Annotated in this window: 17 protein-coding genes and 1 riboswitch; of the genes, 9 read left to right on the top strand and 8 right to left on the bottom strand. The window is 45.7% G+C overall.

Annotation, left to right across the window (positions count from 1 at the left end):
* Positions 1-4 precede the first annotated feature (4 nt).
* The 3 genes from ABDW33_RS13800 to ABDW33_RS13790 all read left to right on the top strand — a co-directional run bounded on the left by ABDW33_RS13800 (position 5) and on the right by ABDW33_RS13790 (position 6,158).
* Positions 5-1,651, top strand: coding sequence for an SWIM zinc finger family protein (locus ABDW33_RS13800; RefSeq protein WP_343690647.1), 1,647 nt, complete (start codon positions 5-7; stop codon positions 1,649-1,651).
* Positions 1,652-2,002: 351 nt separating this feature from the next.
* On the top strand, positions 2,003-3,577 hold the full coding sequence (locus ABDW33_RS13795) for a reverse transcriptase family protein (RefSeq protein ID WP_343690646.1): 1,575 nt from the start codon (positions 2,003-2,005) through the stop codon (positions 3,575-3,577).
* A gap of 784 nt (positions 3,578-4,361) precedes the next feature.
* A complete protein-coding gene (locus tag ABDW33_RS13790; protein WP_343690645.1) occupies positions 4,362-6,158 on the top strand; it encodes an ATP-binding protein in 1,797 nt (598 codons plus the stop codon).
* A gap of 150 nt (positions 6,159-6,308) precedes the next feature.
* Here the strand turns inward: ABDW33_RS13790 and ABDW33_RS13785 are convergent, their stop codons facing one another.
* Positions 6,309-7,940 carry a hypothetical protein gene (locus ABDW33_RS13785; RefSeq protein ID WP_343690644.1) on the bottom strand — a complete coding sequence of 544 codons (1,632 nt, stop codon included), beginning with the start codon at positions 7,938-7,940 and terminating at the stop codon, positions 6,309-6,311.
* A 150-nt stretch (positions 7,941-8,090) separates the two neighbouring features.
* Here ABDW33_RS13785 and ABDW33_RS13780 point away from each other — a divergent pair, with 150 nt between their 5' ends.
* From ABDW33_RS13780 to ABDW33_RS13760, 5 genes are all read left to right on the top strand, one after another.
* Positions 8,091-10,688: a M1 family metallopeptidase gene (locus tag ABDW33_RS13780; RefSeq protein ID WP_343690643.1), complete on the top strand. Its 2,598-nt coding sequence runs from the start codon at positions 8,091-8,093 to the stop codon at positions 10,686-10,688.
* Between the two features lie 171 nt (positions 10,689-10,859).
* Complete coding sequence (locus ABDW33_RS13775) at positions 10,860-12,602, top strand: ATP-binding protein (RefSeq protein WP_343690642.1); 1,743 nt, start codon at positions 10,860-10,862, stop codon at positions 12,600-12,602.
* 211 nt (positions 12,603-12,813) lie between these two features.
* Positions 12,814-13,788, top strand: a complete 975-nt coding sequence (locus ABDW33_RS13770) for a hypothetical protein (RefSeq protein WP_343690641.1) — start codon at positions 12,814-12,816, stop codon at positions 13,786-13,788.
* Positions 13,789-14,094: 306 nt separating this feature from the next.
* Entirely contained in the window at positions 14,095-15,150 is a 1,056-nt protein-coding gene (locus ABDW33_RS13765) for a ParM/StbA family protein (RefSeq protein ID WP_343690640.1), read from the top strand.
* 1 nt (position 15,151) lies between these two features.
* Positions 15,152-15,595, top strand: coding sequence for a polymer-forming cytoskeletal protein (locus ABDW33_RS13760; RefSeq protein ID WP_343690639.1), 444 nt, complete (start codon positions 15,152-15,154; stop codon positions 15,593-15,595).
* A gap of 63 nt (positions 15,596-15,658) precedes the next feature.
* Here ABDW33_RS13760 and ABDW33_RS13755 read toward each other — a convergent pair whose 3' ends face one another.
* The 7 genes from ABDW33_RS13755 to ABDW33_RS13725 form a co-directional block, all read right to left on the bottom strand.
* Positions 15,659-16,735, bottom strand: a complete 1,077-nt coding sequence (locus ABDW33_RS13755) for an NADH:flavin oxidoreductase/NADH oxidase (protein ID WP_343690638.1) — start codon at positions 16,733-16,735, stop codon at positions 15,659-15,661.
* Between the two features lie 265 nt (positions 16,736-17,000).
* Positions 17,001-17,204, bottom strand: coding sequence for a cold shock domain-containing protein (locus tag ABDW33_RS13750; RefSeq protein ID WP_072357632.1), 204 nt, complete (start codon positions 17,202-17,204; stop codon positions 17,001-17,003).
* 168 nt (positions 17,205-17,372) lie between these two features.
* Positions 17,373-18,479 (bottom strand): family 20 glycosylhydrolase, encoded by a 1,107-nt coding sequence (locus ABDW33_RS13745; RefSeq protein ID WP_343690637.1) that lies wholly within the window; start codon positions 18,477-18,479, stop codon positions 17,373-17,375.
* A gap of 143 nt (positions 18,480-18,622) precedes the next feature.
* Positions 18,623-19,444, bottom strand: coding sequence for a hypothetical protein (locus tag ABDW33_RS13740; RefSeq protein WP_343690636.1), 822 nt, complete (start codon positions 19,442-19,444; stop codon positions 18,623-18,625).
* Positions 19,445-19,446: 2 nt separating this feature from the next.
* Complete coding sequence (locus ABDW33_RS13735; RefSeq protein WP_343690635.1) at positions 19,447-20,544, bottom strand: YncE family protein; 1,098 nt, start codon at positions 20,542-20,544, stop codon at positions 19,447-19,449.
* A gap of 5 nt (positions 20,545-20,549) precedes the next feature.
* Positions 20,550-22,490, bottom strand: coding sequence for a TonB-dependent receptor (locus tag ABDW33_RS13730; protein WP_343690634.1), 1,941 nt, complete (start codon positions 22,488-22,490; stop codon positions 20,550-20,552).
* Between the two features lie 2 nt (positions 22,491-22,492).
* The gene (locus ABDW33_RS13725) at positions 22,493-23,554 is read right to left on the bottom strand and encodes a DUF5074 domain-containing protein (RefSeq protein ID WP_343690633.1); all 1,062 of its coding nucleotides are present in this window, start codon (positions 23,552-23,554) and stop codon (positions 22,493-22,495) included.
* A 108-nt stretch (positions 23,555-23,662) separates the two neighbouring features.
* Positions 23,663-23,854: riboswitch (cobalamin riboswitch) on the bottom strand.
* A 77-nt stretch (positions 23,855-23,931) separates the two neighbouring features.
* Here ABDW33_RS13725 and ABDW33_RS13720 point away from each other — a divergent pair.
* The gene (locus ABDW33_RS13720; RefSeq protein ID WP_343690632.1) at positions 23,932-25,665 is read left to right on the top strand and encodes an STN and carboxypeptidase regulatory-like domain-containing protein; all 1,734 of its coding nucleotides are present in this window, start codon (positions 23,932-23,934) and stop codon (positions 25,663-25,665) included.
* The last annotated feature ends 44 nt before the right edge of the window (positions 25,666-25,709 follow it).

The raw sequence follows: 25,709 nt of genomic DNA, 5'->3' as shown, positions 1-25,709 counted from the left end.
TCACATGTTATTCAATTATAGATATAGCGGCAGTACGCAGGTATATAGCAATGCTACGTCAGCAGGAATTTCATTCTCACCAGATACCAGACGTGAACCCACTTTCTTTAATGGAAAGCTGCACAAAAAGCTGGCCTTCAGGGAAGCTATCTCTGCGCTGCATGATGTAGTCGTATCAGATCTGCGATTCAAACCAAAAGACAAAACTGAATATAAAGAATGGGCAGCACAGCAGGAAGCTGTATGGCTGGCTGAGTTCATGAGCCAGTACAATGCAGCAGCAGCACAGGAGAAAATTAAACTCCTTCGTGAAGAACTGAATGCCGTAAATATGGAGCGTGATAAGCTGATGGCGCCTTACTACAAGGCACGCCGTACTTATTTCGATTACCTGTATCAAAAAGACAGGGATGCATGGTTTGTACTGGATCCCGTGATCAGTGTACATCCTGATGAAATCTTCTTTGAATGTTTTAGCCAGGATGAATCGGCCTACGGCAAACTCAGCGCGAGCTACAATGTATTCAAAGAAGTGAACGAATTTGAATGCGGTACAACCAACATTGATTATTCCGCGAATCTTTACAATGAGTTCCAGAAGATCCGTGATTACAAGGAAACTACTTTTACCGTAGATCCTTCGGGGTTTGCCGTGCAAACCACTAAAGAGGAACTTTTCAAGGAAGTGAAGATAGACCTGCCGGATAGTTGGGTGAGAGGCTTCCTGCAGGTAAGTTCAGCGATGACGTTACCAGCTGCCAGTTTCGACCTGCATCCGATGGATGTTTATAATTTCTGCCAGCAGCTGCGCCGGTTCAAAGAAAAGAAAGGTCCCCGTTCTATTCGTTTCATACTGGAACCGGGGCAACCGGTGAAGGCGATTTTTGATCCCTGGGGTACCGAAATCGTATGTGCCAGATCGGTATATACCGGTGCACAACGGAAGGAAATCAGGATATGGGGACGACGTCGTCTCTTAATATTGGAGCGGTTGATCCCGGTAGCAAAGAAATTTACGGTTCACCTGACCGGCAACGGTCTGCCCTCTTTCTACATTGCAGATATGGGCGATATGCAGTTCACACTGGGGTTATCCGGCTGGACGGCAAATGACTGGTCCCGCTGCGGGCAGTTCGACCTCATGGCACCAAGAGGTACGGTAGATGATGCGACCAAACTGGTAATCTATGCCGACCTGAAAAAGCATTGGTTTGGCACCCCTGCAGAGATAGCAGCCCGTACAGGTACAACAAAATCGGCTGTACTGGCAGCATTGGGTATGTATACACAGGCCGGGAAAGCGATTTATGATTTACATTCAGGTTATTACCGCCTGCGTGAATTGAGCCGCGATCCATTGCCGCTGGATCAGTTACGTTTCTCAAATCCTGCGGAAGCCGCTGCAACCAGACTAACCGGCAGTGTGAAATTCACCGCGAAGGAACTGCCAGGTGTAGGTGTGCAACTGGAAGGTGTGATCACGTCGAGAAATCGTTCATACCGCCCCGTTATAGTGATAGATGCTGACGAACGTATGTCATCTGCCCATTGTGATTGTAATCATTACCAAATGAATAAGTTACATAAAGGACCGTGTGAACATATGCTGGCACTGCGTATGGCGTACGAAGAGGAAAAACAAAAAGTATAAAAAAATAAGCAAGGGATAGCAGAAATTTGAAGAAAAGATGTATCTTTAATCCGGTAATGAAAGCGCATAATTCATGTCCTGCATGAATATACTTTCAAAAAAAGTTCTTTATAAAGAGGAAATGATTGCACTTGCGCCCGTAAAAGGGACGAATGATGTTTCGTCATTCAGGTAACATGACTATACATGCTTCACTAAATGCAATCTTTACTTTGGGAGGGGCGTACTATAGTGCAATTTACAGTACTCGCCCCAGGGGCCCTAAATTACACTATAGTACGCCCCTCCCTGGAGTTGATTGATTTAGTCAAAGGCTTGCACGAAGGCCGTTTCCTCTTTATAAATTGAGCTATGTGCCTCAATTTTTTCTTCGCTTCTGCTACTCCCCTGCTTCCATTCATTCATCATTTTTATCTGAACTGGAATATGTCAGCAGGTTTGACCCGTCAAGAATTATACGATAGAATCCGTGCTTCCTCAAAAGAAGAAGTAATCCTGGAAGAAATGATTCGCCTTGGTTTCTGGGCGAAAAATGAGCAGGTACCTAACGTACCTGAAACATTTATTCGTAAAGAAGGTGAGCTGCGTAGAGAACTGAATACCCTCCTCAACGAACAAGCCAGATATAGAAATAAACAACAGGTACTGACTGAAATGCGTAAGGCACGCATGGCGGCTGCTAAAGCTAAACGTGCTGAGACCAAAAAACGTAATGAAGAAAAACGGCTGCAGCGCGCAGCTGCCTGGGCGGAAGAGAAAGCGAAATCAATCGTGTACCTGGGTGAAGACGTTTCCGCCGGTTTAAATAAAACCACCTCTAATACCGAACAATTACAACGCTTCGGGCTACCTGTATTACATGATGCAATGGAGTTGTCCGCGGCCATGGGAATTACCCTCGGTAAACTTCGCTTCCTGGCGTTTGACAGGAAAGTGGGTACGATCTCCCATTACAAGCGCTTTTACCTGCCTAAAAAATCAGGAGGCCGCAGATTGATCTCCGCGCCTATGCCACAGCTAAAATCGGCGCAATACTGGGTACTGGAGCACATTTTATATAAAGTACCCAATAGTGCTGCTGCGCATGGCTTTGTGCCCGGCAAATCGATTGTGACGAATGCGGGTAATCACGTAGGCCAGGATGTCGTGATAAACATCGATCTGAAAGACTTTTTCCCAACGATTGAATATAAACGTGTCAAAGGCCTCTTTGTGAAATTCGGTTACAGCGAACAGGTGGCGACCATTCTGGGCCTGCTGTGTACTGAACCAGATGTAGACCAGGTAGCACTGGACGGCAAAGAATATTTTGTAGCGAATACCCCCCGTCACCTGCCACAGGGGGCACCCAGCAGCCCGGCTATTACCAACCTTATTTGTTATGGCCTGGATAGACGATTTGAAGGGCTGGCAAAGAAATTTGGATATACCTACTCCCGCTATGCAGACGATATGACGTTCTCTACTAAAGGAGCGCCTGCGGATAAGATCGGACAATTACTCTGGTCAGTGAAACAGGTGGTAAAGGAAGAAGGATTTCACCTGCACCCTGACAAACTGAAGGTAATGCGCAAAGGCGATAAACGGGAAGTGACGGGGATTGTGGTAAATGAGAAATTGAGCCTGGACAGGGAAACGTTGCGTAAGTTCAGGGCATTGTTACATCAGATCGATAAATCCGGTTTGCAACATAAGCGATGGGGGAACGGGAATATTATCAGCAGTATAGAAGGTTTTGCTAACTATGTGGCAATGGTCAGGCCTGATACCGGGCGGCAGCTGAAAGAGAAGGTTAAATTGTTGCTGAACCGGGAAGATATTAAGGCACAGGCACGTGCTATGATGACGGGCGTGGCAAAGCCCTCCGTTACAACAGAAGGGGATGCTTCGAAGAAGGAGAATGGTGATTGGTGGAACGTGGTGTAGGTAATCGTGTACGATATACTTTTGTTGCTGTAGACTACTTCTTCAGGAAGCAAGGCAGTTAGTGGAACGTGGTGTAGGTAATCGTGTACGATACACGTTTGTTATTATAGACTACTTCCTAAAGAAGCAAGGTGAAAGAAAGAACAGTACCAAAAAAGTAAGAACGCAAGCGTATAAAGTAGCCAGTGAACATTTTCAAGGAGTGTGCGAAATAGACTATCTGCCTTACACGAATACCTGGACCGGCAATGGCAGCATGGTTGACGAATTTAGTATTAATAAGGTGGAGCATTTTCTGAGTGTTCCACCTTATTTTTTGCGTTTGTTAACGCCCTATTAACAATTTCCTGTAACAATTGAACTATTTTGCGTCGTCAACTGTTAATTTTTTAGTTGATCACACAAAGCTAACTGTCCTCTTATTTCGTTATCAAAAAAATCTATATCGACACAGCATTCTGTATGAGCTTTATCCGTATGTGCCCTCTTCTATCCGGTGTCTTCATTTGCGATGGGTAAGATCCGGCGCATATGCGAACTCAATGCGAAATGTACCTGTTATTACAAATTTAATCACTATGAAAAAACATGACAAAGGGGGTCATTTTATTACTTAAACCATATTAGGAAATGTAGCTAACTACCCCAAGTATTCAATAATTTCAGCACATTGCCTGCTTCTTAACTCTGATACCATCTCATTGAATGGACTTATTGTACAAGCCGGGAACTTGTCGCTCAGTCTATGAAAATGTTATGTTCCGTTAAATCTAAATATCGGTACATGAACCTACTACAACGCATCGTTACTACTGGCTGCAGTAACGTGAAGGGCACTTCATTGCAGGAGGTTGAAGACACACAACGAACTATACGAATTGTGAACACATTGTGTCTGATTTGTGCTGTTATGTGCTTATCCTTCAGTGTTTGCTGCCATTACCTGATAGAAACCAAACTCTTTGTATGGCCGGCCTTCTTTGAAGCCGTTGCCTTTTTCTCTATTATCGGCCTGAACGCGTTGGAAAAACATACGCTTGCGGGTATGTTGCTGATCGTCGTTCACAATGTGTGTATTCAATACTTTAATGCTTTAATGGGCCGGGTCACAGAAATTCATCTGCTTTTTATTTACCTGATCGGTTTATCCTTACTACTTTTCCAGACTTCTTTGCTGAGGAAGATTGCCATTGGTATCACCATTGCTGCTTTCCTGGCAGGTGAGGTGAATATGTTCTTTGGGTTCTATCCACCGCTAGCGGCTATTACCAATTCTTTTATGTCAGCGTTTGTGATTCGCTGGGTAACTATTCCTGCTATCCTGCTGCTGGATGTACTTGTCTTTTCCTTTTATGCCAGGCATGTGGATCGCCTTCGTAACCGGCAAATGCTGCAGGTGCAGGAAATGCTGGAAACGGCGCGATTGCACAATACAGAACTGGAAGCGCTGACGGCCAGGCTGGCCCAGGCTACTGACGCCAAAACGGTGTTTGTGCGGGAAACCAGTCATGAGATCCGTACCCCGCTGAATGCCATTTTTGGTATCAGCCAATTGCTGCAACTAAAAGTAGCAAAAGACCGTAACCTTGCGCCTATCCGCCAACTGGCAGATCATTTATATGCTGCCAGTTTTAATACACGGGAAATCATTAACAATGTATTGGAGTTTTCACGTATTGAAGCGGGTAAGGCAGATACCGCGCAGAATACTTCGCTGGATATCAGAGAATGGCTGGATAACACCGTAAGCATTCACCAGTACATTGCAGGTATTAAAATGGTCAGGATCAGGTATAATATTGCGGAGGATATGCCGGAGTTCCTGCTGGTAGATAAGCTCCTGCTAACCAAGATGCTCAATAATCTGCTTTCGAATGCCATTAAGTTCACGGCCAGTGAGAGCCAGGTTTCCATTCATATTTCCCATAAGGCTGACAGGTGGTACATTTCCGTGGCTGACCAGGGAAAAGGGATCAGTGAAGAGCGGCAGACAACTATTTTTGATGCCTTTGTGTCGGAACGTAATATATTCCTGGAGGGCACCGGTTTGGGACTGCACATTACCCGTCATCTTGCAGAAGCCATGGGGGGAACTATTGAGGTCAAAAGCCAGGAAGGTATTGGCACTACATTTACTGTTTGCCTGCCGCTGGAAGGAGCCATGGATTGTCCCGGAAATGATGGTAAGGAATGGCCGGAAAGAATGGTGAACCTGAATGCAACGAACATTCTGATTATTGAAGACGATAAAATGAGCCAGATGATACTGACCCGCTTCCTGTGTAGTTTGGGAAGCAGGGTAACTGTGGCCGGCGATGGTATGGAAGGGATGTTGCTGGGAAGGGCTTCCAAGCCGGATATCATTATACTTGACGCGCATATCCCGGGGATGAGTGGCAAGGATACGCTGGCACATATCCGGGAGGATGATGTGTTGAAAAATGTGCCTGTTATTATAGCGAGTGGAGATGCGTTTAATGGCGCCAGTGAAGAGCTGATGAATGCAGGTGCCAATGAGTATCTCGTAAAGCCGATTGAATTCAAGGCTTTGCATGCCACGCTCACAAAATACATTGATTGAGAAGAAATCGTATAGTTATTTGTGAATGGGTAAGGAATGCATTTTAATTGCATGTGAATAAAAAAGGAAAGCATCGCAAAAGGGCAAAGGCCGCTCGTGTAGAGCGGCCTTCTTGTTTAGCTGAAATCTGGTTTTTATATGAATGCGTTCTTACAGGCTATGCTGGAACTGCACCCACGCTATATTTGCCTGCCTTGTTTCTCCTTTGCGGGTGATCAGTATTGTTACATACTGACCTCTCTCCTGCCTGAAATCACTGGCACCCAGCATGCAATAAAAGCCTTTGTAGGTTTCCGGTGTGCCAAACAGGAATAGTCTTTCGCCTGCCGCATTATAACACACTGTGTTGGCTTCTGTGAGATAGCGCAATGGCTTCTTATCTGTATACACTCCTCCCGGGTCCAGGTAAGCCAGGTAATCGTTGAACAGCAGGTAATTTCCCTTTGCAGTGGGCAGGTAGTCGAAAGACAGGTAAGGTGTAGTATTCAGTGCCTGAATCCTGTTGCGGAACATCCACTGTCCTTTCTTCCTGCGATTGAGGAATAACGGATCATAGAGACCATTTGCGATCTGCATTTTGATCTGTGCAATTCCTGATTGCACAATGCCATTACTATCCAGCGTGGTTACCCCGATGTCGTTCATGTTGGTGTGCATATTATTCCAGGTGTTGGTGCCACCGGAATTGAACAGGCTGATATTCTCCAGTAGCAAGGTGGTTTTTCCGTCTTCTGTTGTGATCATCCGCTGGGGTACACCTGTGTAGTTTCCGGTATACTTCAGCTTTTCCTGCGCATAACTACTGATTTTGTCGAGGGTAACGGGCTGATGACGGTATTCTTCTAATGTAGTGGCATCCAGGTAACAGAGCTGCATATCAACGCCAGGGTTTTTAGTCCCTTTGCCCGTAGCATTCGTGAGTAGCAGGATTAACTTTTGCGAAGCCGGGATATACTTAATGTTTGCATGAATATCCTGCATATTGGCGGTATATGGCAGCAGCTGGTGCTTTACTTCTGTTCCATGAATAGCCGATACAGCTACCATTGCGCTGGTATCTTTTGCATTTTTGCGGATGCGTAACGGAACCGTTACGAGGTACACCTGGTCTTTGTTGACCGCCATGTCGAGGTAGCCGTGATAGGGATAGTCAGTCAGAGGCAGGTAGGAAGTAGTATGTCCAATCTGCTGATGATCAGGTGAAAACCGGAAAATCTGTATTCTTTCGCCCGGCGACTCCTTTCGGTCCAGTTCTCCGCCGGCAAAGGATGCAACCGCATAATAGCCACTGCGAGGGTCTTTTGCGACATAGAAATCATGAGAGGCATAGTTGTCCTGCACGACTACATCCCTGTGCTGAATGGTTGGCAATTCTCCCAACTGATCTTCCTGTACCAGCTGGCCGGTTTTGCCATCGAGGATCAGCCTGTAGAGGCGGGGTTTCATTTTCACCAGTTGCTGGAGAAATATCACCACCTGGCTATTTATCTCATAAATTCCGTCTATCTCACTGTCGTTCAGCGCATTTACGTCGAACAACCTGCCTGTTACGGTATCTGTTGCAGAGAGTTGATGGCTGGCATCATACATATTGACGATAATACCTGCTTTCCTATCAAAATGCAGATAGGCCGTATAGTTGTTGTCAAGCAATAATATCTTGTCAAAACCATCTCCCGGTTCGGGGAAGTTGTTACTTAATTGTACCTGTGGTACCTGCGCGGAAAGTTGTGATGCAAATAACAGGGCAAGAAGGCTGGTGCCTTGCCAGAAGTATCTCATAGGGTAATGTAAAGGTTATAGCTGTAAATGTATAATTATTTTTCAATATTTAACTGGAACAAACTGATTGTTTGCCCTTTATCCTTTTTTGCTTGTCCTTCCGGCCCTTTTACTATATTTATGCATAATTATTAACAATTGATTCATATAATGAGAAGCAACAAGTTCTTACTTTTTTGTATGTTCGGTGCATGCCTGGCGGGTCCCGCAATGGCCCAGACTGAGGCCCCCAAATATGATCCTCATGCAGCTTTTAGTCCCTTATTCTATCCTACCAACGGCAATGAGTATCGCAGCGCTTCCGGTGCTCCCGGCCACAAATACTGGCAGAACAAGGCGGATTATGCCATTCATGCGACCCTGGATACAGCGGCGCACAGACTGACCGGATCCGTAGCGATTACATATACCAACAACAGTCCTGACAAGCTGCCTTTCCTCTGGTTACAACTGGACCAGAATATATTCAGGGAGGATAGCCGTGGTTCTGCTACTGCCGTAGTGACGGGTGGTCGTTTTGCCAACAAGAGCTACACCAAGGGAGATGAAATCAGGTCAGTGAGTGTGGTAGCAAATGGCAAATCAACTCCCGTAAAGTATATGGTGAATGATACCCGCATGCAGATTTTCCTGCCTCAGCCACTGGCTGCAAATGGTAGTGCGTTGCAGATCAAAATAGAATATGCTTTCGACATTCCGCAATATGGTACTGACCGTATGGGGCGGCTGACTACCCAAAACGGATGGGTATACGAAATAGCCCAGTGGTATCCCCGTATGGAAGTATATGACGACATCCTGGGTTGGAACAGCATTCCTTACCAGGGTGCGGCGGAGTTCTACCTGGAATATGGCAATTTTGATTATAAGATCACTGCGCCGGCAGGCCTGGTGGTAGTAGGTAGCGGTGAACTGGTGAACAGTGCCGAGGTACTCACGGCCAAAGAACAGGCTCGTCTTTCCGCTGCTTACAAAAGTGATAAGGCGGTGATGATCCGGGATAGCAGCGAGGTGGCCAATCCAAAGGATAAACGCAGGGGTAACCTGACCTGGCACTTTGTATGTAAAAATGCAAGAGACGTATCGTTTGCAGCTTCCAAAGCATTTGTCTGGGATGCGGCACGTCTGAACCTGCCGAGTGGCAGAAAGGCCCTGGCACAGTCTGTATATCCTGTTGAAGCGATCAAGCGTCCTAATGGCTGGATCAGATCTACAGAATTTGTAAAGGGTTGTATTGAATTCTATTCTAAAAAATGGTTTGAATACACCTACCCGGTAGCGACCAATGTAGCTGGTAGCATCAGTGGTATGGAATATCCGGGTATCGTATTTTGTTCATGGAGAAGTACGGGCTCTGGTCTGTGGGGCGTAACCGATCACGAGTTTGGTCACAACTGGTTCCCGATGATCGTGGGTAGCAATGAGCGCAAATATGCATGGATGGATGAAGGCTTCAACACCTTCATTAACCAGGGTTCTACCGAAGCATTCAACAAAGGCGAATATTATACGCCACAAATATTGCAGAACATGGGTCGTGGTTTAGTTGGACCTGATCCCATTATGACCACACCTGATGTGATCCAGAACAGCTACCTGGGTACTGCGGCATATTACAAACCAGCGGCAGGTCTTACTATCCTGCGTGATTATATTCTGGGGAAAGAGCGTTTTGAATTCGCTTTCCGTACTTATATCGATCGCTGGGCATTTAAGCACCCAACTCCCTGGGATTTCTTCCGTACAATGGAAAATGCGGCAGGTGAAGACCTGAGCTGGTTCTGGCGTGGGTGGTTCCTGGAAAACTGGGCCCTGGATCAGGCTGTGAAAGATGTGAAATACATTAGCGGCGATCCTGCAAAGGGCGCACTGATCACGATTGAAAACCGTGACCAGCTGGTGCTGCCTGTTGTAGTGGCTTATACCGACAGCAATGGCAAAACGGATACTGCGAAACTTCCTGCTGAAGTATGGCAACGTTCCGGTACCTGGACGTTCAGGGTAAATACGACTTCTAAGCTGACAAGCGTAGTGATTGATCCTGCGAAAGGTTTGCCGGATGTAGATCCATCTAACAATACCTGGAAAGGAGAAGTACGTAAGGTAGCGGCAGGTACAACTGCGACAGATGTGATCAATCGTTATTTTACTGCGATTGGCGGTATCGACAAACTGAATGGGATCAAGGATCAGTCCATGTCGGCTATTGGTAATGTGCAGGGGACAGAGATCTCTATGACGAAGAAGTTCAAATCGCCAGATAAATACTTCATGGACATCTATATTGCTGCAATGGGTGCACACGCGAGCCGCCTGGTTATCAATGGTGATAGCGTGATTGCAGAGCAAATGGGCAACAGGATGCCGGTAGACGGAGACATGAAGAAAGCACTGAAAACAAGTCTGGAACTGATTCCTGAAAGGCAATACCTGAGTGATGGTGCGAAGATTGAGTTGTCGCCCGATTTTGAGCAGATCAATGGTAAGGATGTATACAAGCTGACAGTGACCGAGCCGGATGGTGAAATGGTTGAATTGTATTATGATGCAGCAACCTATTACAAGGTGAAATCTGTTAACAAACAGGGCGAACAGGTAACTGGTATGCTTGAATTCAGTGATTACAAAGATGTGAGCGGTATCAGGTTCCCTTACACACTGATCAATACGATTGGTGGTAACCAGATTAATTTCAAAGTGAGCGAGATCAAAGTGAATAGTGGGTTGACAGACGCAGAATTTAAATAATTTACGTACAACCTGCGGTGAAAATATTAATTTGCATAGAATCGCTTCTACTTCTGGTAGAAGCGATTTTTGTATGTAGCATTTATATTTAGTTCGTTATATTGCAGCAAATTGATCAGGCTCAACTAATTAGGACAAGTCTGGGCACCCTGTAATAAACCCAAAAAGCGAATGCAAATTAAGGACACACTTACAACTATTACACATACAGGTGCTGATGTGGATGACCTGGATCTGCGCACACGTATCATTAAAGTGAATACGATGTCGTTGATAATCGGGTTGTTGGTGACCTTTTTTGCATGGTTTTTTTATGCGATCTCCGGGAAGATGGAAATCCTGGTTGCTGCTTCCCTGGAAGGGCTGGCTTACTTCACGATCATCTGGATCAATAAGAAGGGTAAATATGACCTGGCTGCCTTGTTGGCGCAATTAATACCTAACATTGCCACATTATATTTCGGTATCATCCTTTCCGCAGTGGTAGAGGCGAGTCTGCTGGCACTTTTCCTCATTGGTACGAGCTTTTTAATTATCAGGGACCGGAAGTACCGGATGATATCGGTTGCATTGACGGTGGCCGTGGTCATCCTGCTGCAGGTAAATGATGTGATCCACCTGATCAAGCCACTCACATTTGGTTATACTAATCAACGGATCATACATTTCTCTGCTATTGTAGTGGTATTCAGTCTCAACATTCTCATTATTGCCTTTTACGTCAACCAGAATGATATATTGCTGGCTGAGCTGCGGGAAAGAGGTGAGAAACTGGAGAAGGCCAATGATTATAAAAGTGTATTTGTGCGGGAAACCAATCATGAGATCCGGGTACCGCTGAATGCGATCCATTCTATCAGCCAGTTACTGGTCATTCAAAGTAAACAGCAGCAGAACCTCGCTCCTATCCGTGCTACGGCAGAACACTTATGTGCAGCGAGTTATCACGCTCTGGAAATCATCAATAACGTACTTGAACTATCGAGGATCGAAGTGGGTAAGATACACGAGTTATTCCGTGAACCTTTTGATGTAAAGAACTGGATTGACAATATTGTAATCACGAGTCAGTATATAGCCCGGAACAAGGGCGTCAGAATTGAGCTGGATTATGACAGGCAGCAGATGCCGGCACAGATTGACAGCGATAAGGTAAAGCTGACACAGATCGTCAATAATATACTTTTTAATGCGATAAAATTCACTGCTGATAATTCCACGGTCTTTGTTCAGGTCTCTATGGAAAAGAATATCTGTTATATCCGGATCAGGGATGCTGGTCAGGGTATGACTGAAGAGCAGCTGGAGAAGATCTTTGATCCCTTTATAACGGGTAAGAGCGATTTCAGCCAGGGCACAGGGCTTGGGTTGCACATAGCCCGCCACCTGGTCAGTTTGCTGGGAGGGGCGATTACGGCTGAAAGTGCGCCCGGAAAAGGCACCTCTTTCTGCATTGCATTTCCGTTGGTAACATTTGAGGGAAACAGGCCGGCCCAACCGGTGATGAAGGAAATGCCGCCGTTGCCGTCGTTTACGAACATCCGTATGATGATTGTAGAAGATGACCAGATGAGCCAGATTTACCTGACGCGGTATCTTTCCAGCCTGGGTTGTCATTTGCAAACGGCCTCCACCGGCGAGCAGGCACTGATCATCATGCAGGAACAGCCACCGGATATCATACTGCTGGATAGTCACCTCCCCGATATGGATGCGCTGACCTTGTTAGACAGATTGAAAGTTATACCACAATTAAAAGAGATTCCCGTTATCATCACTACCGGAGATGTTTTTGAAGAGGCGAAAGACGCCATGTTGAATGCTGGCGTTGCCGGATATATCACAAAACCCATTGATTTTAACTTATTAACCCAGGAAATCAATAACTGCCTCAAGCTGCCTGCGCTGTTTTAATCCCTGTACTTCCCGTATCTTCACTGTATATAATATTGGTTTACAACCCGTAATATGCTTTCATGTACTCAGCCTTTATCAGGCTCATAGTCGTTAATGCCATTCTTATACTATTGAATGTCTTCTCTTGTGCTACTGTGGAGATTCCGCAGCGCTATCCCGCAAACTATTCCAAGCCAGTTTTTCTTTCACTCATAAAACACACACAAGTATGAAGACTATTAATGTTCCGCAGCTTTACTGTCCTTTTGAGTCAAGGATCAGTCCATTTGTAGACAAGGTAGACAGACACACTACCCACTGGCTACACAAATTTCAGCTCCTGTCGGGGGAGGAATTGTATGAAAAGTACGCGAATTACAAATTTGCCTGGATGACATGCAGAACTTATCCGGATGCGGATTACGACTTTCTTTGTGCGGCCAACAACCTGAACTCGCTCCTTTTTGTCATGGATGATCTGCTGGACCATGCCTCTTCAGAGACTGCGGGCTACAGAACCGCGGATTATGTACAGGGTATTATCGGGGGCTTTGTAAATGTATTGCGATTCAACAAACGGGTACCTGTTGCTACTAATCCTATCATGGCTGCTTTCAGTGATTTTTGGGAAAAGATGCGCCGGCTGAGCAGTGCTTCCTGGCAATGCCAGTTTACCCTGAGTCTGAAGGCCGTTTTTGAAGCGGGAATGTGGGAGATTGAAAACTCCCGTGCACAGCGGCATCCGAGCATGCTGCAGTACATGAAGATGCGGCCTTACTTCGCAGCGGCCAACCTGGCGACAGATTTGCTGGAAGTGGCCACTAAGCAGCATCTGCCCGTTTTTGTATTGCAGAATGAAGAATTCCAGCGCCTGGTAGAACTGGCGCGCCGTACAATTTGCTGGTCTAATGACCTCTTTTCGCTTTCTAAGGAACTGGAGCACGGAGACGAGCACAACCTGGTGGTGGTGATTGAACACGAGCGAAATATTTCGCTGGAGCAGGCTATTGAAGAAACAGCCGCCATTCACGACCGGGAAATTGCGCAGTTCAACGAACTGAGGGGCCAGTTACCTTCATTTGGCATCAGGATCGATACGGCCATCCAGCACCACCTGGATGCAATGGGCACTATGTTGCGTGGTTTTATGGACTGGTCGGTTTATGATACAGCCAGGTATGAGTTTAATTATGTAACTGAATAGCGTTACAAATCTACAGGGGGCAACACATTATTGCCGGGTAAGGTCTCCTTTTCCAAAACCCGCCGGGCATTATGCTGAGGCGGGTTTTGGAAATGCCCTGTCTGCCTGATTATCAATAAATTTAAGTCACCTGCAAATTTGTTTTGGGTAATGTTTAATATTATTTTATATATTTAATGTCATTGTAGTGCGGGAAAATACTAATCCCTTCCCGCTATTGTTGCGATTGGTTCCCCTGTTTCCCAGGTTGCCCGGATTTAAAATTTTGTACACTTTGGAAAGTTTTAATCATATAATCCTGCTATCATGAAAGTATCTGCTATTAGTTTTCCCAGCGTATTCGAGTCTGCGTATGGAAACACAGAGAATTCCTCAAAAGATCTGTTGAATGGTTTAAAAATTAAAAAAGACGATAACTGGTACATAGTTGGCAACCTCGCGAGAAGAGGTGGTATCAACCCGGGACGCGTTACTAATGCGGCGCCCCAGGAGGACGACTATGAAATACTTTTCAAAGCTGCGATGGTCAATGTGCTGGACAAGGTGCAGCAGCCTTTGTCATTGACCATGGGTTTCCCTTTTTCCACGTACAATATCTATAAGGCAGCAGCGGAGCAGTTTCTCAGCAAGAGACATTTCCTGATAGAATATGATACGCAGACTTTCAATAACAAGGGTACGATTAAAAAAGGGATGCTGGATATTGAACGCTTTGAGGTGATTCCGGAAATAGTAGGTGGTATCATTGGGCTGAAGAAGACGCTGAATGAGCAGAAGAACGATAACTTCATTGCAGTGAGCTTTGGTTTTGGCACCATTGAAGGGGGGCTGGCTACAGCTGATGGCCTGATTAACCGTACCTGTTTCAGTTCTCATGGTATCAAGTACGCCATCAATAACCTGGCTCGCGAGCTGAATAAAACCTATTACCTGGATATGAAGAACGAGCATCAGCTGGACGATGCTTTCATGAAAGGTTCCATCTTTACCAACCGCAAACGTATTGACCTGAAAGAAACCCGCAAATCCCTCCTGAAGCAGTATTATAAAGAGGTGGTTTCTCCGCTGATGCGTAATTATTTTACAGATCAGGATTTTGAAACCTGTAGCAAGATCTACCTGATGGGTGGTGGTGCACATTATAGGGAACTGACAGATTGTTTCCTGGAGGAGTTCAAAGATTTTATTCCGGTAGATGTGGCACCTGATCCTGAAAACCTGGTAAGTATAGGTTACCTTTATAACTCACTGCGTATTTCAGATGATAAACATCAACGTAGTGTAGGGCTGGATCTGGGCAACGCTTCCTCTATCATTTCCATATTTGAAGAAGAAAATATTCCTGCGATTTCAAAAATCTGACGTGTCTGCAATCATAGAAATACTCAAAAATGCCTTCCGGAAAGGTATGTTCCTGATACCGAAAGAGGTGTCCGTGCAGGGCGCTATTGAGTCGCCTATTCCGGGCCGGATAGATGGTACTGTTCGTGGTGATGTGCGTACTGATGGTTTGCTGACGATAGGTCATACTGCCAGTATAAGGGGCAATGTGTATGCAACGGACTTAGTCCATTTCGGCAAAGTATACGGTGATATTTTTATCACAAATAAAGCGGTTATCAGTAATAAGGCTTATATAAAAGGAGATGTGACGGCGTTGATCCTGGAGCTGGAGGAGGAAGCGGTGATTGAAGGTGCGATCCGGAAACACGTGAATGACCTGGAGCATGCGATTCCACCGGATCCGGAGCCAGAGGAGGAGAAGCCGGTGATTGAAGAGGAGGAAAAGCCGACGAGCTGGTTTTAAGATGTATTTTTTTAAATAGAAAAAGGTTGTATCATTTGATCTGATACAACCTTTTTTTTTAATCTAGTGTCTTGGTTTGGCCCGTTCGTATTGCACCGGCCATTTGAAAGATGCGTCGTTCAGTTGATGCGCGGCGTGCATAGGGAAATACGGATCTCTGAGTAATTCTCTTGCGAGAAAGACGAGGTCTGCTTTTCCTGTGCTTACGATCATTTCTGCTTCGTCAGCTGTGGTGATGAGGCCTACTGCACCAGTCTGTATGCCGGTTTCTTTCTTAATATGATGGGCAAATTCCGTCTGGTATAATGGGCCTACGGGAATTTTTTGCCTGGTATCGAGGCCGCCTGAAGAGGTATCTATCAGGTGCACACCGAGGTCTTTCAATATGCTGGCCAGCCGGGTGCTCTGCGGAAGATCCCAGCCCCCTTCTACCCAGTCAGTCGCTGAAATGCGGACAAATAAAGGGTTTTCTTCAGGCCATACTTCCTGGATGGCTGCTACAATTTCTGTGAGGAGGCGGATCCTGTTTTCGAAGCTTCCCCCGTATTCGTCTGTGCGATGATTACTGAGTGGCGACAGGAACTGGTGAACCAGGTAGCCATGTGCACCATGAATCTCGATCACTTTAAAGCCTGCTTTGAGGGTCCGTACGGCCGCTGCTTTGAAATCCGCAACAACTTTATCGATTCCGGCCTTATCGAGCGCTTTGGGATGTCCGTAATGCTCAGAGAAAGGAATGGCACTGGGCGCCATGATATTTTCCCAGCCGCCCTGATCTGTGGTCACAAGTTTAATGCCTTTCCAGGGTTCTGAAGTGCTGGCTTTGCGGCCGGCATGTGCCAGCTGCACACCTGCTACGGCGCCCTGGGCATGGATGAAGTCTACGATCTGTTTTAATTTTTCGATATGTTCATCTTTCCAGATACCTAAGTCTGCGGGAGATATGCGGGCTTCCGGAGAAACGGCGATGGCTTCCGTGAGGAGGAGGCCGGCGCCGCCAACGGCGCGGGAACCCAGGTGAACAAGGTGCCAGTCATTGGCAAAGCCGTCTGTGGAGGAGTACTCGCACATGGGGCTGACTACGATACGATTTCTGAATGTAACTGCGCCAATCTGTAGCGGCGTAAATAGTGCTGCCATAATATTGCTCTCCTTTTGGATATCGAATTTAGGGAGAAATGGGGAGATTGACCGGGCAGGATTGAAATTAATAGACGTATAGGCTTTGAAGACTGTGTAAGCGTAAAAGCTTAGCGAAGAGATGAGTATGGCGGGGAGAAATGTACCGGTAATGGCAGGTATGGCTTTGCTGACAGGATAAATATGAGTGCGCTATAGCTACTAAAAACAAATATCCCGGTCTTGTAGGACCGGGATATTCTTTTCAGTGTATGAAAAAGCAAGCTTAGTCGATACGGCGAACGTTAACTGCGTTTAATCCTTTTCTACCTTCCTGCACTTCGAACTCCACGCGGTCGTCTGCCTGGATCTCATGGATTAAACCGTTTACGTGAACAAAAGTCTCTTTATTGGATTCATCATGCTTAATGAAGCCGTAGCCTTTTGTCTCGTTAAAGAACTTTACAGTTCCTTGAAATTTGTTTGTCATTTGAAAAAATTAAAAATTTGTAAAGGTTAAAGGTAACCCTTTCAGGCTCGCTTACCAAATATTAATTTTCAATTAATTGCTGATTTTCATTTTTTTTTCACTGGCATAGCTATTGGTGGTGGTTATTTACCGGATATAACACTTAAAAAGAAGCTGTTAATCATTTAATTAATTACCGCTGATCGCTACGTCTATATCGTTGTACATTACCCTGAAACAGCGGCTTGCACTTTCCAGTGTATCTTTGGGCGTTTTCCTGCCATAATATTCATCCATGAAAGATTCTGCATTAGACCATACCGTTTGCATCATACCCTGGTAACGTCCCTTCATTTCGGGTGTAGCCGTATTTCTGAATGCGATCATGTCTTTTACCTGTTGCCGGGCAAATTCGGGTTTTCTCCATGGGCAGGTAATCACGTTCAGGCCTTTGATGGCGAAGTAGACCGGTGTTTTCTCCGGCCGGTCATAATGCCAGTCGCAGATCATTACATCTTTTGGTACCAGGTCTACAGCACGGGACGTGTTGTTCATACTGGCCTCCCACATGCCCAGACCGGTGGTTTTACCGTCCAGCAGGCGATCGCCCCAGATCCAGAGTTGCCTGCCTTTTTCGGCCAGGTGATTGCGAAGGGTAGACACTTCGCCGGCATAGAGTTCTGCTTTATCTCTGCCGCCACAACGGGGGCACTTCTCCTCTCCTATGTAGAATACTTCATCCATGCCAGCGTGGAAGGCGGTGGTTTCAAATACATCGCATAATTCATCAATTACTTCAAAAACGACTTTGTGGAGACCAGGGGCCAATGGACAATAGCTTTTGCAGTATAAGCCATCAGGATTAGGCCATTCGTATTTTTCCGGCATTTTTACCCAGGGCGTTTCATCGAACTGGGGGTATTTTGTAAGCAGCGCGAATACCTGTCCTGCCCAGGATTGATGTCCTAACAGATTGAATTGAGGTATTAAACGGATATGGTTTTTCCTGCATGCAGCTACCAGTTTTTTGATGTCTGCTTTTGAAAGACCGTTTGCATCACTTAGTTCGGGATGACTTTGGTACTTGTAATCGTAATCGACGCGTAAGATCAGGGTGTTCACCTTTCGGGGTGCCAGTTCCTGGTCTATAAATTTTACAAATTCGTTCAGTCCGGCCGGTGAGGGAGCTCCGATACAGAAGCCGCGTACGGGAAGGACGCTGTCCGGCTGAGTTTGAGAATGAGCGGTATGCGCCAGAATGCAGCATAACAGGGTGAGGAAGATGACGTTTTTCATATTGATAAAATACGAAATAGTCTTATTATTCCATGGGAAATTACACCAACGGATCTTCCTGTTATATATTTTGTAACCGGCAGATGCCGGCCCGGGTGAATTGGGCTGCCGTTCCCGCCAGATAAGTAGTCTATTTGTTACTGCTACATATCCAGGTCAATTGCACCTCTTATTTCAGTTGATATTTCACCAATGGTAGCATTCCCTTTGCTGTTCTGGCCTGTATATACCCTGACAAACTTAATGGACGACAGGGTGATTTTGTTCCCGTTATTGTCCACAACATTCGTCAGGTCAAAACTATTATATCCATTCGTTGCATAATCGCTGGTCCAGTTATCCGCATATCCATATGTAAACCCACCATTTACATAATAGCCTGCGTTATCCTTTAGCGTAGCCGGAAGGCGAATGCCTGTAAAGGAGACCGTATCCTGTGCGGCAATAAAAGCTGGATAATAGGCTTGTGTATGAAAGGCGTTGATTGCTACTGTACCTGAGTCGCCCTGGTTATCTTTCCACTTTACATCTGCATAGGCATGTGGATTATAATAGGTAATCCGGTAATTTTTAACTGCATTATTGTATTGATCTCCGCTGATAGTATACCAGTTATCATCCGGTAGACCGTTTCCATTTTCATCGTGGCTCACCATGACTACGCCGGGTTCGGACAGCTCTTCTATGGTATTGCTGTAGATTGCGAATTTGCTGACTTCGTGGTCAAAACCAAATGTTACATAGCCACCCCACGCCCCTAATGTAAGCACATTGTCCGTGCTACCTATCAGTTTTTGTGCGGCGGCACTGTCGCCAATGCTGGTGTTAATAAACTGTCCGGGTGCGGGTTTGTATTCAAATACCTTACTGATAAATTTACTTTTTACTACTGTGTCTGCATGATCCTTTTTACAAGCAGTGAAAAGAGCAATAGCTATTATGATACTAGAGATACTGTGCCTCATAATTATTGAATAAATGTGATCACGGAAGGAATATTACCCGTCGTAACGCTCCATTTCTTTGCGCCTGTTTTATCAAAACAATACAACGTACCGGGCAGTAAATAATCCTTTACATCAGTTACTAATATGTCTCTTGTTACGGGATCGACAGCGATTCCATATGGCGTTGTAATTGTCTGATTCTGAATGAATTTATTACTTACAACTGATTTTGTTTTTACATTTACGATCCCATAGCTGACCGTATTCGTACCTGTTGTATTACTCCATTGCACACTGATAATATAAGCAGAATCTCCCTGTATAGCCAGGTTACTTACGCCAAGATCCAGTGAATCAGTCACCGCATCTGTAGCTGTACTTACAATAAAAAGTTTAGAGGGAATATTTGTATAATCGCCCCTGGAGGTGACATACAGATTACCATATCCGTCTGCTTTTACGTGGTGGAGGTTGACAGCTACGCTGATCGTTTTGATGACGGCAAAAGCGCTCATGTCTATGACGGAAAGCCTGCGGTCATAATTGGCAACCGTGTACCCACCTGAGTTTGCAACATACATTTTGTTGCCCACTATAGCCATTTCTTCCGGCTGGCGACCTACCGTAACGGTGCGGGTCACCTGGAATGTAGTGGTATCGGCTTCTGCTACAAAGCCGGCACCGTCGGTTGTTCCGCTGGCGGCAGCAAAAGAAGTTATATATGCTTTCCCATTATAAAATGAAATGTACCTGCAACTACGTACACTGATCTCACCCAGGTGTTTTGCGGTATATTTGTCCATCACCTCTACCCTATCCGATCCGTTGATCACGGCATAGAGTTTATTGCCGTAAATTTTCATATCGTTTCCTACATCGCCCATTTCCTTTACAATTGTAGGATTGGTCTCTCCATAGATATTCAGGCGATAATCTCCTTTAAGGCCAATGAATTCGTCCAGTGAGGTCTGATTTAATCCCATATTTCCTTCGTTTAACAGATAAAAGGAAGTTTGGTGCGTATCATCAGTCACATGCGTCGCCTCACTGGAGCTGCTGCCAGTTCCACTCTTTCTGCAGGCGCTTAATACCAGTAAGATGAAGATCCAGTTTCTCATATCATTTAAAAATTTATGCTGGCAGTCATACGATAATAACGTCCCGGCATGGGATAGTTATAGATCACATCGTAGTACTGATTAAATACATTATTGATTTCTCCTGTCAGTCTGATATTGGAAATGTGCCATGACAATGACAGGTCATGTGTATACCATGCGGTTATATAGTACTCCGGTATATTGACACTGCCGTAATAACGGGCGCCTACATACACGAAGCTATAATTCAGATCCCATGCTTTCCAGGAAAGGTTGGTAGTAAAAGACCCGCTGTGCAATGGTACGTATACGATCTGTTGATCATTATTATCCGTTGCCTTCTGGTACGTATACTTTAGTGAGAAGTTAGTACCGATCTCTTTAAAGAGCCTGGGGGAAGTTTGTATCCCGGCATCTACTCCATATATGTTCACTAACCCGATGTTCTGCATTTGCCAGCGGAAGAGTTTTCCCGGTACGGCTACTATCTTGTCAGTTACCCTGCTGTAGTACATATCTGCCTGAATAGCAAAGTATTGCCACCAGCCGGCGGAGGTCTTTGTATAACTGACACCGATATCGTATTGCCTGCTATATTCAGGTTTTAGGGTGGGATTACCTGTGGTTGTATAATAGAGGTCATTGAAAGTCGGCATGCGGAAGATCTCTTTATAAAAAGTTCTTATACTGAGCGCCGGATTAGAAAAAGGTTGCCATGAGGCAATGACTGCAGGTGTATACGCCCTGCGATTTCCACCACTGGTATAGCGTTTGGTACTTTCATTAATGATGCTCGCCAGCAGGCTCCCCTGAATATTTATCCTGTTAAAATGTAATTGCGTGGCGCCGGCAACCAGTGTGGTTACACGAGTAGGAACAGGAAAGTGATCGAGGTTCACGGCGGTCATCTGGTTTACCTGAAGATCTGTGGAGAGCGCTATATCCCACCAGCTTTTCAGGTGGTACTGACCGGCAGCAGAAACATAGTATTCATGCTGGCGAAAACGGTTGATGAGTGGGCCTGTAGTTGTGACAATGCTTGTATCGAGGTACCGGACATAGTCCAGCATATACTTGCCATTCAGCTGCAGGCTATACTTGCCGAAGTTTTTATTGTAGCCTCCCTGTATAAATGCATTCCGGTCCCATTGGCGCTGTCCGTTCTCAAAATGTCCTTTTACAACAGGGCCGGGCAGTCCACGGGCTGAGTTATAATAATAGCCCTGTATATGCCAGTTGCTGCTGTCTTTGCCAGTGCCGTATATACCGGTTTCGATGCGCCATGCATCGATGTCGCCGTTCTTGCGCACAGCAGTGGTATCGTAATCATTGTAGCGGTACCTGAATTTGTATTGTCCGTCGGCGTGGGTCCATTCTGAGCTTACAACTGCGGATATATTGTGCCGGAGTTGCTGCTCTATTCTTATGGCAGGATTGATCAATCCAAAACTACCGGTCTTAAAGCTGGCTTTACCGTGAAAGGTTTCAGCACCCTGAAAGACAGGTTTTTTTGATTGCAGGTAAATGGACGCTGCTGATGCAAACCCTTTGGCGGGTTGGAAGATGGTGCCTTTCTGGGCATTATAGAGGTCAATCTGTTCAATATTATCCAGGGAGAAACGGCCTAAATCAACGGTACCGTTCTGTGCGTTGCTCAACTGTATGCCATCATAAAATACACCCAGTTGGTTGGTACCCATGCTATGTACATTGAGGGTTTTGAGGCCGCCTACACCGCCGTAGTCTTTGATCTGTACGCCGGAAAAAAAGCGGGCCGCATCTGCAACAGAGAGGCTGTTCATTTTTTGCAGTGCCTTGCCGCTGAGGGTTTGAACGGGGGTGATGGCACCGGGTCTGGCAGAGAAGATGGTGATGGTTTGCAAGGTGTGGGCCGTGTCTTTTTGCTGTGCCTGTAAAGTCAGGCACAGCAAAAAGAATGATATGATAAGGCTTGCTTGCTTCATGTTTAATGGAACACTACCATGGCAGGATACAGATTGCCCTTGTAATTCAAGGTGTTTTTTAAACTTGCGTCTGTCGCACTGTAAGTATATAATGTGTTATTTATATCATTACCCCATTCACTGCCGTTTGTTGTCAATACCAATGTATTTTTCGCTGCGTCATAGCCAATACCTTTACCATAGAAGTAGTGGTTTGCAGGCAGTGTAATATAAGCATTGGAGAGTGAGCTATTGGTACCGGAAACATAGCGGTATACTTTCTGATCATCACTCAACACATATACTGCATTTTCCTGCGTAGAGGCTACGATAGAGCTGCTGGTAAATACAAATTCATTGTAACGAATGTTGAAGGTGGTATGAATGGTATCCACTTTCAGGGTAGATGGGTCGATTTTCAGTAGTGCATTGGTTTGGGCTGCATACACATAGCCATCTTTTCCCTGCGCGAAACCTGCAATGGCCGTACCCAGTTTTTGGGTGATGCTGTAATCACTGGTTTTAAGTGCCACGATCCCGTCATTGGCAGTTAAGGCAAAGATATAGTTGCTGGATTTTAGCAGATCGCTCACGGAACCGTCGATCCCACTTATTTTAGCACCCAGGGTGAGGGAGGAAAGCGTTACAGGATAAATGCCTGCATCTGTGCTAAGCAGCCCGCTGTTATTGTCGATGCCGATAAAAGCATGTCCGTTTGCCGGCAGGGAGGCGTTTCTGGCGCTTTCTTTCAGGGTGTATTCATCGGCTGCTACCAGTGGTCCGCCATAGTTGGTCACCAGATACAGTTTGCCGTTATAGATCGTACCATACTCCAGTGTATTGGTAGTAGTCGCTAAAGGGTTGCCTGCGTTAACAGAGATGTAATTGTCCTGTGAGAGTGTATCTGCGTTATAACTGCGGAAGCTCAGATCTCCTGCTTTTACGCTGTAATTGCCTTCGTTTACGATGAAGTATCCGTTATCATATTTGCCTTTTGAGATAACGGCGGTATTATCATCTTTGCTACAAGACGTCGCAAATACTATAGAGAATGCTAGCAGGATCGCGTGTAATTTTCTTTGCATGCTGTTTAAATATGTAATAGTTGTAAGATTCCCTATCGGAACAGATCATTCAGCATGATAAGCATAGTATCATTGTATAACCCTTAGCTTTTCACCCGAAAGCGCTGAATGGATCTATTGCTACCTGGCAGGTCTTCTGGCTCCCTGATAATCCGGCGGCCTTCCCATCTTTAACGGACAGTGGCATTGAGTAGAACCGGAAATGATACTCAGGTTACAGCTACGGGGATAGCTCCGGTTTTGCACCGGATTCCCTTTTAAGCCTATCACATGATAAGCACCAAATGCGGCACAAACCTACATTAAGGGGGTGGAATAACCAAATCGAAACGTTTTTTCGCCTATCTTGCCGCCAATTTTTAAAAAATCCGTTTTTCTTGAAACAACTGCTCCTGTTTGTAGTCCTGCTTTGTGTTGTTACCTGTAGTTATGCCCAGGGAAACCTAAGTAAGACTGTTTCCGTCACCATGACCCGTCAGCCTGTATCTGCTGTGTTGAATGCCATAGAACACCAGGGTAATTTTCATTTTTCCTATATCAAAGAGGTCGTGCATGCAGACAGTCTTGTGTCGGTACGCGCCAATAACAAGACGGTGAAGCAGGTGCTGGACCAGCTATTTCAGGGAAGTATTGTCTACAAGGAAGCCGGAGGACAGCTGTTGTTACAGCCTAACAGGGAGAAGTGGTTCTTTGTGAGCGGACATATTACGGACGGGAATACCGGGCAGCCTTTGCGTAATGCGAGTGTGTATGAAAGTGTGCAGCTGATTTCGACCATGACGAATGATCAGGGCTATTATCGCCTGCGACTCCGGGAAAAGGATCGACCGGCACCGGTAATGCTGACGGTGAGTAAGGAGTTATATAAGGATACAATGATGGTGGTGGCGAGTGGATATGACCAGGAGATCAATACGAGTATTAAACCTGCGGCGGCTATTACATTGGGTATTGTAGATGTAAACCAGTACTCAAGGGTGAGTGAGACCTGGTTTGGGAAGGTATTCCTGACTTCCAGGCAGCGAATACAGTCGTTGAACTTAAGCCAGTTTTTTGCGGATCAGCCCTACCAGTCATCTTTCTTACCAGGATTGGGTACACACGGTAAGTTGGGTTCCCAGGTAGTGAATAAGGTGTCATTGAATTTTATAGGGGGATACACAGCGGGATTGAATGGCGTGGAGGTGTCAGGTGCTTTTAATATAGATCAGAAGGATGTAAAATATGCCCAGTTTGCCTCCATCTTTAACGTTGTGGGAGGTAAAATGGAGGGCGTGCAGTTGGCCGGCTTGCATAATCACGTCATAGATTCCGTAAAGGGCTTACAGGCGGCCGGGTTTAGTAATATGACGTCAAAGGGCTATGAGGGGGTGCAGCTGGCCGGCATTTTTAATATATCTACGGGGGTAACGCGCGGTGTGGGTGGTGCCGGCATATTTAACGTGTATTGGAAGGATAATTATGGTGTGATGGCAGCAGGAATCGGGAATATGACACGGGCAACAGAGAATGGAGTGCAGGCAGGAGGTGTTTTCAATGCGGCAGATACGGTAAAAGGTGTGCAGGTAGCGGGCGTTGTCAATATTGCGCGGGTATTGAAAGGCGTACAGGTGGGGGTAGTGAATTACGCAGACTCTTCTGATGGTTATAGTATTGGGATCGTGAGTTTAGTACGGAGGGGGTATCATCAGTTGCTGGTTTATAATACGGAATTGTTGCCGGTAAACGTAGCGTTTAAGTCGGGTAACAGGAAGCTGTACAGCCTGATCCTGGCGGGAGCAAGTTTTGTGGAAGGATCCAGGGCATACAGTTTCGGATACGGAATGGGTAAATCGTTTAAGGCTATCAGTGTGGAAGTAACAGAGCAGAGCCTTTATTTAGGCAACTGGGAGGCGGTAGGTACGCTGGCGCGGTTGCAGACCTCGTGGAATAAAGATATCGGGAAGAATGCGCGGATTTTTATCGGTCCGGCGTTTACCATGTATTTTAACTATAAGGAGTCGAATGTGGCCGGGTATAAAACACGGGTGCCTGGGCCTTATGGGGCATTTAAATGGAATGATCACTTATATTATTGGCTGGGGTGGCATGTTGGATTCAGTTTCTTCTAGTTGTATCCGGCTTATTTTTCACGCGGGAGGAAAGATCGTGTTTT

This window comes from Chitinophaga sp., from assembly GCF_039596155.1.
In the GTDB taxonomy this organism is placed as follows: Bacteria; Bacteroidota; Bacteroidia; order Chitinophagales; family Chitinophagaceae; genus Chitinophaga.
This window is presented reverse-complemented; position numbering and strand designations above follow the sequence as displayed.

Bases quoted from the DNA above. Each gene is read 5' to 3' on its own strand.
- ABDW33_RS13800 (WP_343690647.1), top strand. From the start codon at position 5: ATGTTATTCAATTATAGATATAGCGGCAGTACGCAGGTATATAGCAAT.
- ABDW33_RS13795 (WP_343690646.1), top strand. From the start codon at position 2,003: ATGTGCCTCAATTTTTTCTTCGCTTCTGCTACTCCCCTGCTTCCATTC.
- ABDW33_RS13790 (WP_343690645.1), top strand. From the start codon at position 4,362: ATGAACCTACTACAACGCATCGTTACTACTGGCTGCAGTAACGTGAAG.
- ABDW33_RS13785 (WP_343690644.1), bottom strand. From the start codon at position 7,940: ATGAGATACTTCTGGCAAGGCACCAGCCTTCTTGCCCTGTTATTTGCA.
- ABDW33_RS13780 (WP_343690643.1), top strand. From the start codon at position 8,091: ATGAGAAGCAACAAGTTCTTACTTTTTTGTATGTTCGGTGCATGCCTG.
- ABDW33_RS13775 (WP_343690642.1), top strand. From the start codon at position 10,860: ATGCAAATTAAGGACACACTTACAACTATTACACATACAGGTGCTGAT.
- ABDW33_RS13770 (WP_343690641.1), top strand. From the start codon at position 12,814: ATGAAGACTATTAATGTTCCGCAGCTTTACTGTCCTTTTGAGTCAAGG.
- ABDW33_RS13765 (WP_343690640.1), top strand. From the start codon at position 14,095: ATGAAAGTATCTGCTATTAGTTTTCCCAGCGTATTCGAGTCTGCGTAT.
- ABDW33_RS13755 (WP_343690638.1), bottom strand. From the start codon at position 16,735: ATGGCAGCACTATTTACGCCGCTACAGATTGGCGCAGTTACATTCAGA.
- ABDW33_RS13750 (WP_072357632.1), bottom strand. From the start codon at position 17,204: ATGACAAACAAATTTCAAGGAACTGTAAAGTTCTTTAACGAGACAAAA.
- ABDW33_RS13745 (WP_343690637.1), bottom strand. From the start codon at position 18,479: ATGAAAAACGTCATCTTCCTCACCCTGTTATGCTGCATTCTGGCGCAT.
- ABDW33_RS13740 (WP_343690636.1), bottom strand. From the start codon at position 19,444: ATGAGGCACAGTATCTCTAGTATCATAATAGCTATTGCTCTTTTCACT.
- ABDW33_RS13735 (WP_343690635.1), bottom strand. From the start codon at position 20,544: ATGAGAAACTGGATCTTCATCTTACTGGTATTAAGCGCCTGCAGAAAG.
- ABDW33_RS13730 (WP_343690634.1), bottom strand. From the start codon at position 22,490: ATGAAGCAAGCAAGCCTTATCATATCATTCTTTTTGCTGTGCCTGACT.
- ABDW33_RS13725 (WP_343690633.1), bottom strand. From the start codon at position 23,554: ATGCAAAGAAAATTACACGCGATCCTGCTAGCATTCTCTATAGTATTT.